Annotated in this window: 12 protein-coding genes and 2 pseudogenes; 9 read left to right on the top strand and 5 right to left on the bottom strand. The window is 44.0% G+C overall.

Annotated elements, in window-relative coordinates:
- The first annotated feature begins 198 nt into the window (after positions 1-198).
- The 3 genes and pseudogenes from ACED46_RS09715 (at position 199) to ACED46_RS09725 (ending at position 2,879) form a co-directional block, all read left to right on the top strand.
- Positions 199-351, top strand: a complete 153-nt coding sequence (locus ACED46_RS09715; protein ID WP_017066574.1) for a hypothetical protein — start codon at positions 199-201, stop codon at positions 349-351.
- Positions 352-611: 260 nt separating this feature from the next.
- Positions 612-1,760 carry an L-threonine dehydrogenase gene (gene yiaY / locus ACED46_RS09720; protein WP_017066575.1) on the top strand — a complete coding sequence of 383 codons (1,149 nt, stop codon included), beginning with the start codon at positions 612-614 and terminating at the stop codon, positions 1,758-1,760.
- Positions 1,761-1,955: 195 nt separating this feature from the next.
- A pseudogene (locus ACED46_RS09725) lies at positions 1,956-2,879 on the top strand (hypothetical protein).
- Between the two features lie 104 nt (positions 2,880-2,983).
- Here the strand turns inward: ACED46_RS09725 and ACED46_RS09730 are convergent.
- A complete protein-coding gene (locus tag ACED46_RS09730) occupies positions 2,984-3,418 on the bottom strand; it encodes a YccF domain-containing protein (protein WP_004730224.1) in 435 nt (144 codons plus the stop codon).
- Between the two features lie 247 nt (positions 3,419-3,665).
- Between ACED46_RS09730 and ACED46_RS09735 the strand changes: the two genes are divergently transcribed.
- A complete protein-coding gene (locus ACED46_RS09735) occupies positions 3,666-3,791 on the top strand; it encodes a hypothetical protein (protein ID WP_017075772.1) in 126 nt (41 codons plus the stop codon).
- 136 nt (positions 3,792-3,927) lie between these two features.
- Here ACED46_RS09735 and ACED46_RS09740 read toward each other — a convergent pair whose 3' ends face one another.
- A complete protein-coding gene (locus ACED46_RS09740) occupies positions 3,928-5,004 on the bottom strand; it encodes a low specificity L-threonine aldolase (protein WP_017071139.1) in 1,077 nt (358 codons plus the stop codon).
- A 303-nt stretch (positions 5,005-5,307) separates the two neighbouring features.
- On the opposite strand from ACED46_RS09740, the gene ACED46_RS09745 reads away from it, so the two are divergent.
- The 3 genes from ACED46_RS09745 to ACED46_RS09755 all read left to right on the top strand — a co-directional run bounded on the left by ACED46_RS09745 (position 5,308) and on the right by ACED46_RS09755 (position 9,617).
- A complete protein-coding gene (locus ACED46_RS09745) occupies positions 5,308-5,922 on the top strand; it encodes an NAD(P)H-dependent oxidoreductase (protein ID WP_371721355.1) in 615 nt (204 codons plus the stop codon).
- 3 nt (positions 5,923-5,925) lie between these two features.
- Positions 5,926-7,848 carry a monovalent cation:proton antiporter-2 (CPA2) family protein gene (locus ACED46_RS09750; protein ID WP_371721356.1) on the top strand — a complete coding sequence of 641 codons (1,923 nt, stop codon included), beginning with the start codon at positions 5,926-5,928 and terminating at the stop codon, positions 7,846-7,848.
- Positions 7,849-8,390: 542 nt separating this feature from the next.
- Entirely contained in the window at positions 8,391-9,617 is a 1,227-nt protein-coding gene (locus ACED46_RS09755; RefSeq protein WP_371721357.1) for a DUF819 domain-containing protein, read from the top strand.
- Between the two features lie 128 nt (positions 9,618-9,745).
- Here ACED46_RS09755 and tdh read toward each other — a convergent pair whose 3' ends face one another.
- Both tdh and ACED46_RS09765 read right to left on the bottom strand, forming a co-directional pair.
- Positions 9,746-10,777, bottom strand: coding sequence for an L-threonine 3-dehydrogenase (gene tdh / locus ACED46_RS09760; protein WP_017059546.1), 1,032 nt, complete (start codon positions 10,775-10,777; stop codon positions 9,746-9,748).
- Between the two features lie 109 nt (positions 10,778-10,886).
- Positions 10,887-12,080: a glycine C-acetyltransferase gene (locus ACED46_RS09765; protein ID WP_371721358.1), complete on the bottom strand. Its 1,194-nt coding sequence runs from the start codon at positions 12,078-12,080 to the stop codon at positions 10,887-10,889.
- 455 nt (positions 12,081-12,535) lie between these two features.
- Between ACED46_RS09765 and ACED46_RS09770 the strand changes: the two genes are divergently transcribed.
- Both ACED46_RS09770 and ACED46_RS09775 read left to right on the top strand, forming a co-directional pair.
- Positions 12,536-13,468, top strand: a complete 933-nt coding sequence (locus ACED46_RS09770; RefSeq protein WP_065584581.1) for a LysR family transcriptional regulator — start codon at positions 12,536-12,538, stop codon at positions 13,466-13,468.
- Entirely contained in the window at positions 13,468-13,851 is a 384-nt protein-coding gene (locus tag ACED46_RS09775) for a VOC family protein (RefSeq protein ID WP_017069423.1), read from the top strand. The genes ACED46_RS09770 and ACED46_RS09775 overlap by 1 nt, the downstream gene beginning before the upstream one ends.
- Before the next feature lie 111 nt (positions 13,852-13,962).
- Here ACED46_RS09775 and ACED46_RS09780 read toward each other — a convergent pair.
- A pseudogene (locus ACED46_RS09780) lies at positions 13,963-14,757 on the bottom strand (PepSY-associated TM helix domain-containing protein); the annotation flags it as partial.
- Positions 14,758-14,888 lie beyond the last annotated feature (131 nt).

Genomic DNA, 14,888 nt, shown 5'->3' on the forward strand with positions numbered 1-14,888 from the left:
TGTTTGTTTTTATCGTAGTTTTGCTTAATTTTTCTCTTCGCCTTGTAGGCTGGCAATCACTTTACTCGTAAATCTGTGAGCCTGTATATAAATCTAATAATTTATAGAAAACAAGCAGCAAGTCATGATGTATCGCAAATTTTGCCACATATTAAACCAATACCATACAAGAAATACATTTAAGTACCGGGAGGTATTATGAAGCACTTCTTACCGTCATCTGTCATGCTCACCCCATTTCTTGTCAAATACTATGACGAGGAGCCAGAAGACACCCTTGAGTCTGAAGAGTCGCAAGATCCTCAAATTGAGTGCAGTGATGACTCCGATAAAACGTCGACACCAGCCTAACCAAAACAGCTTTCAATGAAAAACCTTAATTTTCATTGTTATAGAGCACCATTCTGCTCTTGGTGGAGCCAATTTATCGCTAATCACTACTGACAAAGAACACAGCCAAAAACCATGAAAACGATTGCTATATGAGCCCTATCACAACGACTAGCCACAAAGTGGTAGTTCGGAATCAAAGTTGTTCCAGATCAATGGTCGACCACTTGAATGCCGACAACATGTAGGAAATTAAAAATAATAATTAACGGAGTTTTCCAATGTCTACTGCATTTTACATCCCTACAATCAACTTCATGGGTACTGGCTGTCTGAAGGATGCTGCTGATAGCATTCAGTCTCAAGGCTTTAAAAAAGGTCTGATCGTTACTGATAAGATCCTGAATCAAATTGGCGTAGTTAAGCAGGTACAAGACCTTCTTAGCCAGCGTGGCGTAGACGCAGTTGTATTCGACGGCACTCAACCAAACCCAACCATCACTAACGTGAACGATGGTCTAGAATTGCTGACTGACAACGATTGTGATTTTGTTGTTTCTCTAGGTGGCGGTTCTCCACACGACTGTGCAAAAGGTATCGCTCTGGTTGCTTCTAACGGCGGCAAGATTGCAGATTACGAAGGCGTAGACCAATCTGAAAAGCCAATGATGCCATTGATCGCTATCAACACCACGGCTGGTACGGCATCTGAGATGACTCGTTTCTGCATCATTACTGACGAAGCTCGTCACATTAAGATGGCTATCGTTGATAAGCACACAACACCGCTTATCTCAGTAAACGATCCTGAGTTGATGCTTGCTAAACCTGCATCATTAACTGCTGCAACTGGTATGGATGCGTTAACGCACGCAATCGAAGCTTACGTTTCAATCGCAGCAACGCCAATTACCGACGCTGTAGCAATCAAAGCAATCGAGCTTGTGCAAGCACACCTAAGAACAGCGGTTACGCACGGCGAAGACATTGAAGCTCGTGAGCAAATGGCTTACGCACAGTTCATGGCGGGTATGGCGTTCAACAACGCGTCACTAGGTTATGTTCATGCGATGGCGCATCAGCTAGGCGGCTTCTACGATCTTCCACACGGTGTGTGTAATGCTATCTTGCTACCACACGTTCAACGCTACAACGCGCAAGTTTGTCCTGAGCGTCTACGTGATGTTGCAAAAGCAATGGGCGTTAACGTTGAAGGTATGTCACCAGAGCAAGGTGCAGAAGCTGCGATCGAAGCAATTGTTCAACTAGCAAATGACGTGAACATCCCAACAGGTATCGCGCAACTTGGTGCGAAGCTAGAAGATATCCCTACTCTGTCTGACAACGCACTGAAAGACGCATGTGGTTTTACTAATCCTAAACAAGCGACCCACGAAGAAATCTCTGCGATTTTCGAAGCGGCAATGTAATCTGCCATTAAGTCACTTATAAACTTATCGACAAACGGGCTCACCTACTGAGCCCGTTTTCTTTACCTGCCATATGTTATTCAAGTCTCTGTTTTGAATAGCCACTGATTAAGATAAATCTCTTTAAAAGTCGCATTGTCATAACTGCTTAGTTATAGTCAAACTATTGATACATAGAATGACAAACAGGTTCCATTGAGTCGTAGGATAGCTAGCACCTCATTATTGGCGTCAATCATTTCATACTCAGTTCAGGCAGAGGAACAAAGTGAGTGCTACAGCCAACCGTTAGAAGACACGCGCGTCGAAAAAGCTTACCACTACCTAAACAGCAAGTTTTGTCAGCCCGCAATATGGTTCGATAACTTCTTTGTGGATGACCGTATTACCGAGGACGCCAGAGCCGGAACCTCTGTACGTTGGTATAATGATTTCATCTATTCTGAGGGCGGTGACGTGGATTATTCCACCAAGCTCAACGCACGCCTGCATTTACCCTTTGTCAGCAAAAGGCTTAAGCTAATCTACGAGTCTGTTGGCGATGAAGAATTCTTAGACTTCTTCCCACAAGATTCTGAAGAGTTAGAAAATGCACTTGGCCTTCGTTATGACGCCTATACCAAGGGTTACAGTAGTTTCAATATCAAAGCGACATTACGCCCAAGAATAGAGGCTCGCTATCGTTTTACCTACCCGCTCACCACAGATGCAGTATTCCGGCTAACCCAACGTGTGTATCAAGAGAAGAAAGAGACGGGAGAGATCACTGATATCGATTTTGACCTCTCTTTGAGTGACGATTTCTTAGCGCGTTGGTCTAACTTTGCTGGCTATAACGATGACCTCAAAGGCTGGGAGTATGGTACGGGCATTACCTTGTACCATTACCTTTCTCAAGACCAAGCTCTGTAATACAGCGCCACGATAACCGCGACCAGCGAACCGTATAACCACAACGAATATTCGCAAGTGTCGGTAACGTATAGAGAAAATGTATGGAAGGAATGGCTGTTTTACGAGGTCACCCCGCGTTACCAGTGGGAACGAGAGCCTTACGAGAAACACACCGAAGAAGCCAACATCACCCTTAGGCTTGAAGTCTTGTTCAACAATGTCTAGTGAGTGTTTGTGAGATTGGGGCATCGTTAGATAGAAAACGAGGCACAAAAAAGCACATCATGTGATGTGCTTTTTCAGTTCTATATAAGGCTTAAACTGTAGTCTTAACCCTTGTAGTTTCTTACTCGTGCCGCTTCTGCTTCACGCTTGTCGACAACGGTTTTACCGATTGGCGCCAATGAGATAACCGCGAGCTTAAGGTGCTGAATCGCGAACGGAATACCAATGATGGTAATGAAACACGCCACAGCTGACATGATGTGACCAATCGCAAGCCAGATCCCCGCAAATAAGAACCAAATAACGTTACCAATCACACCTAGCGGGCTCGTGCCGATGTCCATTTCATTGGTTAGCTCGTCACGCGAAATCGCTTCCTGACCAAATGGGAAGAATGAGAAGTTACCCATAACGAAACACGCTCTACCCCATGGAATACCAACGATGGTTAGGAATGCGAGCAGTCCGAAGAACCACCAAGCTAGTCCCATAAATACGCCACCGAACAGAAACCAAATGATGTTTCCTATTGTTTTCATTCTGTATTCTCCAAATCTTTAAATGCTGTTTATTTGATATGCCGAGTAAGGCAATGCTTGTTCTAATAGGTTCATTATTGTTGAACCTTTATGAACCGTTTATGAATCACTTACATTTTATGTGATTGATTCACGCCACGATTCTCTAAATCCACTTAGGGCTAAACCCATTTATTTGATACCATGCACTTAGATTTTTAGTACCAAAAAGCTAAACAGACTCAACAACGAATTTAAGGCCGAATTTATGAATAACACTGAGCAACCTAAAAAGAAAATCAAAAACTGGGTGCCAATCGTCTTCTTCGGACTTCTCAGCACGGTTCCAGTGTTCATGTTCTTAGTTGATGTGTACATCAACCAGTATATGTAACAGAGCCTGTCATCCTAGCTGCATAAATGGATACCGGACCGATTTCTTGTATCCATTTCCATTAGCTCCGCTCTTCTGCAGTCCGTTCTTCTGTAATCAACTCAACTCTTCCGCAATCAAATTAACCCTTAGTTAATCAAATCAGCTCTTCGCTAATAAAATCTAGAATGTCTATCAGCTCATGATCAGGCAAATTTAGTAGGTTATCCCCTACATACCATTCAATCTTACATTGGTTTGGCAACTCACTGATCGCTGGGTTTCCTATCCAAATCTTGTGTTTCTTCGCTATGTTATCTCTCACAATAATGCCGTCTTCATAGCTCACAGGTAAATATAGGTGAAGCATGTTGACCTGCGGTTGCTGCGGATTAACAGTGAACTGAGGATAGTCTAATAAGATTTGGTAGATCTGTTTTGTTCGCTCAAACAGTGATGGCATCAACTCTAATCGCTCATCAAACTGCATTGCTGCTGAAACCACATAAGGCGTTCGGTGATAAACATTGCCACCTTGGCGCTTCATCCACGCAGATGCTTTCGCTACAAAGGCTTTATCGCCCAACAATAACGAACCACCAAGGCCATTGAGACCTTTGTACAGCGAAACATAAGCACTATCGAAGCCCTGAGCAATCTCGCTGTATGACTTTTGGTAATAGGCGCCGCATTCCCACAAACGCGCACCATCCATATGAAGGTGAATTGATTGTTCTTTGCAGTACTGCTTGATCGCTTCAAGCTCATCCCATTCTGGTAATTGGCCGCCGATTTCACGCATGGGTAATTCATATAGAGCGGCTGCAATCTCATCAGGCCACGCCTTTAAGTCATCAACATTCCAAGTGCGAAATACGTTGCCAACGGGAAGTACGTTGAATCGGTTTTGGAGCTGATACCCTTGGCGTTCATGACGCATAATATGACTCGATTCATGCATCGCCACTACTGGGTTTCTTTTCTCTTGGCACGCAATTTCTAATGCTGTTGGTTGATTCATGGTGCCAGTAATCACAAATACAGCCGCTTCATAACCTAGCAGTTCCGCGACTTTGTTTTCGAAGCTCTCGATAAACTCACCATCGCCGTAGCTATCATGGCTCACATTGTGTGTCTCACACCATTCAGCCATCTGAGCGAATGTTTGTGCTGGAGTCGGTTCTAGGTGACCGGAAAGCAACAAATCACATTGTTGACGCAAGTCCATGCTCATAGTTTTTCCTTTATTCATTATCGTTCTATGTAGGGTTATTGGATTATTTACGTTACTCACCAACGGTGACATAAAATGCCCATATTCGCTTTTACTATTCGTGAATAATTAGTTTTACTCAGTCATCGGCGGCTTGTGCCAGAAATACTCAAATTGACGGATGTTTTATATAATTAAGTACCTAAAAACACACGCATCTAGATAGATAAGTATGGGCTAATTCGTTGTTGTTCAACCATTCTTCAATTATTGTATATCTATAATTCCAATAAATATTATTCGTTAATGGACAAAGAGGGCTATATGTCGAAAAATCGAGTCTTGGTGCTATTCGCTCACCCTTCTCAACATCGTTCTGAAGCAAACAAACCCTTATTTGAACAAGCCAAACGCGTTGACGGTGTTACCTGTGTCGATCTCTATGCCGAGTATCCGACATTTAAAATCAACATCGACCGTGAACAGAAACGCCTGTTAGACCATGACATCATCATTTTTCAGTTCCCTTTGTATTGGTACTCAACACCGGCAATTCTTAAAGAGTGGCAAGACCTTGTTCTTGAATACGGCTTCGCCTACGGCGCCGAAGGCAATGAACTACAGGGTAAGAAATTGTTATGTAGCATTACTGCAGGAGGTAAAAAAGATGCCTACCAAAGTGATGGTTACAACCATTTCACGATTCGAGAACTGCTTCACCCAATCGAACAAACCGCTTCTCTGTGCGGGATGAACTATCTCGCGCCCTTTGCGTTATTTGGCTCGCGTACCGCTTTGGAAGAAAACCGCATTCAAGAGCATGTCGATAGCTATAAAGTGCTGTTAGAGGCGTTAGTTGCTGGCAAGATCAATATCAAGAAAGCCAGCAAAGCAGAAAAACTCAACCACTACGTTGATGAACTGATGAGCAGAGGTTAAATCATGACAGGATATTTTCTACAAGCATTTATCTATTTGCTTGCCGCAGTCATCGCGGTCCCTATCGCCAAAAGGCTTGGTCTTGGTTCTGTATTGGGTTACCTCATTGCTGGTGTTGTGATTGGCCCAATCATTGGTCTGGTAGGTGAAGAGACCAAAACGATCCAACACTTTGCCGAGTTCGGTGTGGTTATGATGCTGTTCTTAGTCGGCCTTGAGCTTGAACCTAAGATGCTTTGGGCAATGAGGAACCGACTTATGGGGCTGGGTGGCCTGCAAGTTGGTGGTACTACCGCGATTGTAATGGGTATTGCACAGTTCTTTGGTCAACCTTGGACGATTGCTTTAACTATCGGTTTGATCTTTGCGCTTTCATCGACAGCCATTGTTCTACAAACGTTCAATGAGAAAGGCCTGTCTAAAACGGAAGGCGGTAAAAACGCTTTCTCGGTACTTTTGTTCCAAGATATTGCCGTTATCCCAATGCTGGCGTTCATCCCTTTGTTGGCTCTTCCTGAATTGGTTGCTTTGGCAGAAAGTGCCGCCCAAACCGCTGCACACCATGATGAACTCAGTTTAGTTGCAGGTTTGCCAAGTTGGGCATACGGACTTGTTATTACGGCTTCAATTGCGATTGTGGTCGTCGGTGGACATTATCTAAGTCGGCCACTGTTTCGTTTTGTTGCGAGCTCTGGCTTACGCGAGATCTTCACTGCAACTGCACTGATGTTGGTGATTGGTATTGCCGCGCTAATGAGCCTTGTTGGTTTGTCGCCTGCCCTAGGTACTTTCTTAGCAGGTGTGGTACTTGCCAACAGTGAGTTCAGGCACGAACTGGAATCTAACATCGACCCGTTTAAAGGGTTATTGCTTGGATTGTTCTTTATCACGGTAGGCGCAGGTATCAACTTTGGCGTTCTATTTAACGATTTCGCACTCATCATTGGCTTAACTCTTGGCGTGATGGCGCTGAAAGCCTTGGTGTTGTTTACACTGGCTTTAATCTTCAGAATCAAAAACAGCGACCGCTGGCTATTTACATTGAGCTTGGCTCAAGCGGGGGAATTTGGTTTTGTACTACTCAGCTTCTCAGCACAGAACCATGTATTACCTGCGGATATTGTTCAAACACTATCACTGGTTGTTGCCCTCTCTATGTTCTTAACTCCTGGTCTGTTCATTCTGTTTGATAAAGTCATTCTGCCCCGTTACGAGCAAAAATCGAACGATCGAGAAGAAGACAAAATAGAAGAGAAAGGTACCGTTATCATTGCAGGCATCGGCCGATTTGGTCAGATCGTAAACCGCTTGTTGGTATCAAATGACGTCAATACCGTAGTATTGGATCATCAAGCAAACCAAGTGGACTTATTACGCTCCATCAATATTAAATCTTACTTTGGTGATGCTACTCGTCACGACTTGTTGCATACCGCGGGTATCGAAGAAGCCGCGATGCTTGTTGTTGCTATCGATAATCAAGATTCTAGCGTCGAATTAGTGAAGTACGTAAAACACACGTATCCAAAAGTTAAAATCTTGGCGCGTGCATTTGACCGTGGTCATAGTTATCGCCTAAGAGAAGCGGGGGCAGACTTTGTTGAATCAGAGACCTACCATTCTGCTCTTGAAATGGGCGCTGAAGCCTTGCGTTCTTTGGGTCATCACCCATTCTTCGTCGAGCAGCAAAAATCGACTTATCAACGCGTTGAGAGCCGTAAGTCTGAAAAGCTTTACCAAGCTTGGTCTGAAGCGGAAGAGAACCCACGCTACGACAACAACTACCGACAAATCTTCATTCACCTTGAAGAAGCAATGAAAGAAGATATGAAAAAAGACCGTTCAGACAAACACTCTCGTTCTGAACGTGGTTGGACACCTCCACCGAAAGGTTATGCAGATGGCTTTGAGGAAGAAGAGTCTTAAGCAGAATCTAGACTACAGCTCTAGATAACCATGCTATTCAAGCATCAAAAGCGGCTATTTAAGCCGCTTTTTCTTTCATTTAACCCCGACAAAACCTCAAATGAGCATAAGTATCAGGTGCTGACACTCGTAATCCGAGAGATTTGTGTGATCTAGCTAAGATTTTTAATTTCTGACCACATAGAAAAAGTGGATTCAATTTTTACATTATTGAAACATTTCCACCCCTGCATAAACCACACCATAAACATGGCTATATATGCACTCATTCCTACCATTCAAGCACCCACCCAATTCTTAGCGACCACTCTCTAAGGCTTGAATTACATTGCATATATCGAAATACGCCGCAAAAGCCCTAACAGATTCATTCACCAATCAAATAATTAACGCACGACATTCACAAATTCAAACCATCAAAATTAACACAAACATTTCAAATGTATGTCTAGCGTTACAATTTGTAACGAATGGCGGTTGTCGGTATAGTCCTGCAATTCAAAAAGTGAGACCTCTGCGCTCACCTTAAAGGAGATATAATAATGATTACTAATGATGCTGTAATAATGGGCATGTTAGCTGTTATTCTTGGCGGTGTTTTTATCACGGAAAGTAGCCAAAATAGCGCACTGAAAAAATTCTACTCGTTCGTTCCGGGTCTATTGCTTTGTTACTTTGTTCCCTCTTTATTAAACAGCTTCGGCATAATCGATGCTTCGAATTCTAAACTGTACTTTGTTGCAAGCCGTTACTTACTTCCGAGTGCACTCGTTCTACTGATCATCTCTGCAGATCTGCGCAAGATCTTTGGACTAGGTTCAAAAGCCGTCATCATGTTCCTAACCGGTACTGTCGGTATTATCATTGGCGGCCCATTGGCTATCTTGATCATCGACCAAATAAATCCTGGCCTTGTATCGGGTGATGTATGGCGTGGTCTAACAACGGTGGCTGGTTCTTGGATCGGCGGCGGTGCAAACCAAGCTGCAATGAAAGAAGTATTTGAAGTTGACGATCAGTTGTTCTCTGCGATGATTACTGTGGACGTAATCTGTGCCAATATTTGGATGGCAATATTGCTTATCATGGCAGGTCGTCAGAAGAAGATTGATGCATGGTTAAAAGCCGATACTTCATCTATCGAAGACCTAAAAGAAACCGTATCTAAGTACCAAGAAGAAAACGCGCGTCCGACGACGACAACGGATCTAATGAAGATCACTGCGATTGCGTTTGGCCTTACGGGCTTAGCACACTTATTCAGTGACATGATTGCACCATGGATCTCAACTAATGCTCCTGAACTGGCGCAATACAGCCTGACTTCTGGATTCTTCTGGTTAATCGTAATGGTGACTACGTTTGCACTCATTGCTTCATGCTTCAAATCAACACGCAGCCTTGAGCACAGTGGCGCATCTAAAGTGGGCTCTGCATTCATCTACATCCTAGTTGCCACTATTGGTATGCAGATGGATATCACAGCTATCTTGGATAACCCAGGCTACTTCTTCATCGGTATCACTTGGTTAACCATCCACGCGATTATCATGATTGTGATGGCAAAGCTAATCCGTGCACCACTGTTCTTCATGGCAGTAGGTAGCCAAGCTAACGTCGGCGGTGCTGCATCGGCTCCTATCGTAGCGGCAGCGTTCCACCCAGCATTAGCTCCAGTAGGTATTCTAATGGCTGTACTTGGTTACGCACTCGGTACATACGGCGCTTACATCTGTGGCCTAATCATGCAGGCTGCTGCATTGGGTTAACAACTCATTGCTGTAAAAAATGGGCAACTGAACCTTGATCATATCGCCCATTTTCTTGAGTTCCGAGATGTAAAAAAGGCGACAGTAAAAACTGTCGCCTTTCTAATATCTTGTTACTCAGCTAAAGCTTATTCCCAATCAAGAATTACTTTACCTGACATACCAGAGCGCATCATGTCGAAGCCTTTCTGGAAGTCGTCCACTTTGTAGTGGTGAGTAATGATTGGTGTTAGATCTAGGCCTGATTGGATTAGTGAAGCCATCTTGTACCAAGTTTCGAACATCTCACGACCGTAGATACCTTTGATAACCAAGCCTTTAAAGATGACTTGGTTCCAGTCTACTGCCATGTCTGATGGTGGAATACCTAGTAGAGAGATCTTACCGCCGTGGTTCATGTTAGTCAGCATGCTATTGAACGCAGATGGGTTACCAGACATTTCTAGGCCTACATCGAAGCCTTCTGTCATGCCAAGATCAGACATTACGTCTTCAAGCTTCTCTTCCATCACGTTTACTGCGCGAGTCACACCCATTTTCTTAGCAAGATCTAGGCGGTACTCGTTTACATCAGTGATTACAACGTGACGAGCACCAACGTGCTTAGCAACAGCTGCAGCCATGATACCGATTGGGCCAGCACCAGTAATTAGCACGTCTTCGCCAACTAGGTCGAAAGAAAGTGCTGTGTGTACTGCGTTACCAAACGGGTCAAAGATTGAAGCTAGATCGTCAGAGATTTCTGCAGGGATCTTAAATGCGTTGAACGCAGGAATCACAAGGAACTCAGAGAACGCACCAGTGCGGTTAACACCAACACCTGTTGTGTTACGACAAAGGTGAGTACGGCCGCCACGACAGTTACGACAGTGACCACATGTGATGTGACCTTCACCAGATACACGGTCGCCGATTTCAAAACCACGAACTTCTTGGCCGATGCCAACAACTTCACCCACGTATTCGTGACCTACCACCATAGGTACTGGAATTGTGTTTTGTGACCACTCATCCCAGTTGTAGATATGTACGTCTGTACCACAAATTGCAGTTTTCTTAATACGGATTAGAAGATCATTATGACCCATTTCAGGTTTTTCAACCTCGGTCATCCAAATGCCTTCTTCAGGCTTAAGCTTAGAAAGTGCTTTAATTTTCATAATGTTATCCAGTTCATCCCGCCTAACTGTAAGGCGAGAATCAAAAATCTATATGTTCTATTGGGTGTTGTTCTATCTAATCAAAGGATGCAAAGGCACCCCTTTAAAATTAGATGATAGCCATGTCTTTACCAACTTGGATGAACGCATCAATTGCGCGATCCAGTTGCTCACGAGAGTGCGCAGCAGACATTTGCGTACGGATACGAGCTGCGCCTTTTGGTACTACTGGGAAAGAGAAACCTACCACGTAAATGCCTTTCTCTAGTGCGCGCTCTGCGAATTCAGCCGCAACTTTTGCATCACCCAGCATGATTGGGATGATTGCGTGGTCTGCACCGCCCATAGTGAAGCCAGCTTCTTCCATGCGAGTACGGAAGTGAGCAGAGTTTTCCCATAGTTGAGTACGTAGGTCGCCAGATTCCGCAAGAAGATCTAGAACGCGGATAGACGCAGATACGATTGCAGGAGCAACAGAGTTAGAGAATAGGTATGGACGAGAACGCTGACGTAGCCAGTCGATCACTTCTTTCTTACCAGAAGTGTAACCGCCTGAAGCGCCACCCATTGCTTTACCAAGAGTACCAGTGATGATATCGATACGGTCTACAACGTTGTGGAACTCGTGAGTACCCGCTCCGTTTTCGCCCATGAAGCCCACTGCGTGAGAGTCATCAACCATTACTAGTGCATCGTACTTGTCTGCAAGGTCACAGATAGCAGGAAGGTTAGCCACTACGCCGTCCATTGAGAACACACCGTCAGTTACGATTAGTGTGTGACGAGCGCCAGCTTCTTTAGCAGCGATAAGTTGCTGCTCTAGCTCTTCCATGTTGTTGTTCGAGTAACGGAAACGCATTGCTTTACACAGACGAACGCCATCGATGATAGATGCGTGGTTTAGTGCGTCAGAGATGATTGCGTCTTCTTTACCTAGAATTGTTTCGAACAAACCAGCGTTTGCATCAAAACAAGATGTGTAAAGGATAGTGTCTTCTTTACCTAGGAACGTAGAAAGCTTTTGCTCTAGTTCTTTGTGAGAATCTTGAGTACCACAGATGAAACGTACTGAAGCCATACCAAAACCGTGCTGATCCATACCATCTTTAGCTGCTTCGATAAGAGCTGGGTGGTTAGCAAGACCTAAGTAGTTGTTTGCACAGAAGTTTAGTACTTCTTCACCAGTCGAGATAGAAACCGCTGCTTTTTGTGCAGAAGTAATAATGCGCTCAGACTTGTAAAGACCTTCTTCTTTAACTTCTTCGATTTGAGTTTGAATCTGTTGGTAAAATGCAGAAGACATTGTCTCATTCCTTCCTAGTTATAATTTAGCAGCATCGCGCGCCGCTTTATGTAGGGATGTAAACGATCTCAACACGATCATTTACACTGTAAAACTTATGCCTATATTCTAGTTGAACATCCCCGTTCCGATTATCCCTTTAGTTGGAAAAACATTAATGAATCACAGGCACTAATAATAGTTCATCCCAGTGACATAGGGCACATTAACGCCCTTCACCTGCTTTTTTAAACGCCAAATTAGCTATAATTTCCGTCTAATTTCGCTTTCATATCAAATCTCAATTTTTCATCTCAGAATGCGCAGCAGCAACGCCGCTATACAGATGAGCTTCAAACACAACAACCTATCAGAGCAATCACGTCAATCAATTAATGCAATTGATTCACAAATCAAAGTAAATCGCTCACAATGACCATTAAGTTCATCGTTGAAACTAGCTTAACTGGATACTTATGATTAACCCAAAACTCATCGCCCTGCTTCCGGATCTCGCCTCGTTCATTTTGGTGGTTAACGAAGGTAGTTTTACGGCTGCAGCAAAACAGTTAGGCGTGACACCATCAGCCTTGAGTAAGCTCATCACCCGCTTGGAAAAAGCGCTATCGGTGAAACTGTTTGAGCGTACCACTCGTACCCTTATCATTACGCAAGCGGGTCAATTGGTTTATGATCAGAGTGTGGTGATGATCAACGCAGCGCAACAAGCCGTTGAACTGTCTACCTCCGACCATACCGAACCTGCAGGCTCGATAACGGTAGCGGCGCCTGAAGCCTTCTTGAATTCGGTATTGCAGCCTTTCGTTGTTCCATTCTTAAATCAGTATCCAGAAATCCAACTTAAATTGAGAGCGGCTGACGGCGACATCGATATTTTACGTCAAGGCATCGACATTGCTTTCCGCCTGACTGATAAGCCCGACGAAAGCTTAGTATTGAAAGAGTTAGGAAAAACAAACCTCGTGTTGTGTGCAAGCCCTGACTATTTAGATGCCAAGGGGATTCCTCACCACCCTACCGAGCTGTCTGAACACGACTGTTTGTATCTTGCAGAGACAGACAAAGATCACATTTGGGATTTTCTTAAAGATGATGAATTTCACACAGTACCCGTCAGTGGACGTTACGCAGTTAACCACTCGCAGATGCGACTGAAAGGTGTGAAAGAAGGTCTAGGCGTCGGTATTTTCCATGACTTCGTGATTCAAGATGCGTTGGCTGAAGGCTCCGTGGTACAAGTGTTGGAAGATTGGACCATCAAGAGTAACTACCATGGTGCTATCGCGATGCAATTTGCTCAAACCAAGTATATGCCCGCACGACTGCGTGTATTCATTGATTACGCCATGAAGCACTTAGGTGACAAGTTGGCAGGAGAAATAAACTGATGCTGAAAGGAATACACCACGCGGCCATAATCTGTTCAAACTACGACGCGTCGAAACACTTTTACACTGAGATTTTGAAACTTGAGATAATTGCCGAAAACTATCGTGAGGCTCGCCAGTCGTACAAACTTGATTTAGCGCTACCTAATGGTGCTCAAATAGAACTATTCAGCTTCCCTAACGCGCCAGAAAGGCCTAGCTTTCCTGAAGCTCAAGGGCTAAGACACTTAGCTTTTTGTGTTGATGACGTTCAACAAATCAAAAGCTATTTGGAAGAACAAAGAATCGAAGTCGAACAGATCCGAATTGATGAATTTACAGGTAAAGCATTTACTTTTTTTGCCGATCCTGACGGGCTTCCGTTAGAGCTTTATGAAATCTAGAGCTTTATCAAATATAGAGCTGTACAAGTCTAACGTCTTCTTAATAAACAGAGCATGTCATCTGAATAATGAAACTGACCTCCTCAAAAAGGAGGTCAGTTTGTATATCAATTAACTCAATGCCGTCTTGAATTTCTCAACGCGTGAAAATAGTAACCAATCCAGCAGCATTGCTGTCACGATCGTCGCTCCCGCCAGTGGAAACAGTACTGAAATAACTATCACGATCACTAAACCTGTCTTCCAAAGCCCTGCATCGCCAAACTTCGGTGGCGTGCCAAGCTTTCTTTGACCTGAAGGTCTACGTATCCACCACATCACACCGCCAGTCACGGACACAACAATGAACGCCAAACAAAACAAAGCATTTAGAAGCTTGTTAATGATGCTGATGTCACCTTGATGCAATGAAATACCTACCGCTAACGTTTTGGCAATGAAGTTATAATCTTGCCATGTCACCTCACCCAGAATACGACCTGAGTATTGGTCGAGGTGCGTAGTACGGTCCTGCGTTGGATCAATGATGTCACCGCCCATAGTGTTGGTTGTGACCGTGTAAACACCCGTTTCTGAACGCGGGAAATTCACCTTGTATCGTGTAAAGCCAAGTGAGTATGCTTTTTCAGTAACGTCATCAATGTCGAAGTTGCTTGCTGACAACACATGTTGAGAGTGATCTTCACCCATCTTAGAGTGATCATGAGGTTCCGTCGCCTCTTCCACATGATGAACGTGTTCTGCTGGCTTATCTTGAGACAAAGGCAATAGTGTTTGCTCCAAGTTCCAAGGTAGCTCTTCTTCTGAGCCATGGTTGAGGGAAGCGTGCGTCTTATCAGACAACGGAATATCGTCCCACATTTGAGCAGGGAAAGTGCTCCATGCTTGAACAAGCTTACCGCCCCACATAGACAGGATCTTAAGAGCTAACTTGTTTATTTAGATAGAAAAAAGGCTTCATTTATGATCAGATAATCGTCGTCAAACAAACTACCTACATCAATAGTGAAGCCGATGACGATTATCTCCTTACAGAA

This window comes from Vibrio sp. 1S139 (genome assembly GCF_041439475.1).
GTDB classification, from domain to species: domain Bacteria; phylum Pseudomonadota; class Gammaproteobacteria; order Enterobacterales; family Vibrionaceae; genus Vibrio; species Vibrio crassostreae_C.

Bases quoted from the DNA above. Each gene is read 5' to 3' on its own strand.
- ACED46_RS09715 (WP_017066574.1), top strand. From the start codon at position 199: ATGAAGCACTTCTTACCGTCATCTGTCATGCTCACCCCATTTCTTGTC.
- yiaY (WP_017066575.1), top strand. From the start codon at position 612: ATGTCTACTGCATTTTACATCCCTACAATCAACTTCATGGGTACTGGC.
- ACED46_RS09730 (WP_004730224.1), bottom strand. From the start codon at position 3,418: ATGAAAACAATAGGAAACATCATTTGGTTTCTGTTCGGTGGCGTATTT.
- ACED46_RS09735 (WP_017075772.1), top strand. From the start codon at position 3,666: ATGAATAACACTGAGCAACCTAAAAAGAAAATCAAAAACTGGGTGCCA.
- ACED46_RS09740 (WP_017071139.1), bottom strand. From the start codon at position 5,004: ATGAGCATGGACTTGCGTCAACAATGTGATTTGTTGCTTTCCGGTCAC.
- ACED46_RS09745 (WP_371721355.1), top strand. From the start codon at position 5,308: ATGTCGAAAAATCGAGTCTTGGTGCTATTCGCTCACCCTTCTCAACAT.
- ACED46_RS09750 (WP_371721356.1), top strand. From the start codon at position 5,926: ATGACAGGATATTTTCTACAAGCATTTATCTATTTGCTTGCCGCAGTC.
- ACED46_RS09755 (WP_371721357.1), top strand. From the start codon at position 8,391: ATGATTACTAATGATGCTGTAATAATGGGCATGTTAGCTGTTATTCTT.
- tdh (WP_017059546.1), bottom strand. From the start codon at position 10,777: ATGAAAATTAAAGCACTTTCTAAGCTTAAGCCTGAAGAAGGCATTTGG.
- ACED46_RS09765 (WP_371721358.1), bottom strand. From the start codon at position 12,080: ATGTCTTCTGCATTTTACCAACAGATTCAAACTCAAATCGAAGAAGTT.
- ACED46_RS09770 (WP_065584581.1), top strand. From the start codon at position 12,536: ATGATTAACCCAAAACTCATCGCCCTGCTTCCGGATCTCGCCTCGTTC.
- ACED46_RS09775 (WP_017069423.1), top strand. From the start codon at position 13,468: ATGCTGAAAGGAATACACCACGCGGCCATAATCTGTTCAAACTACGAC.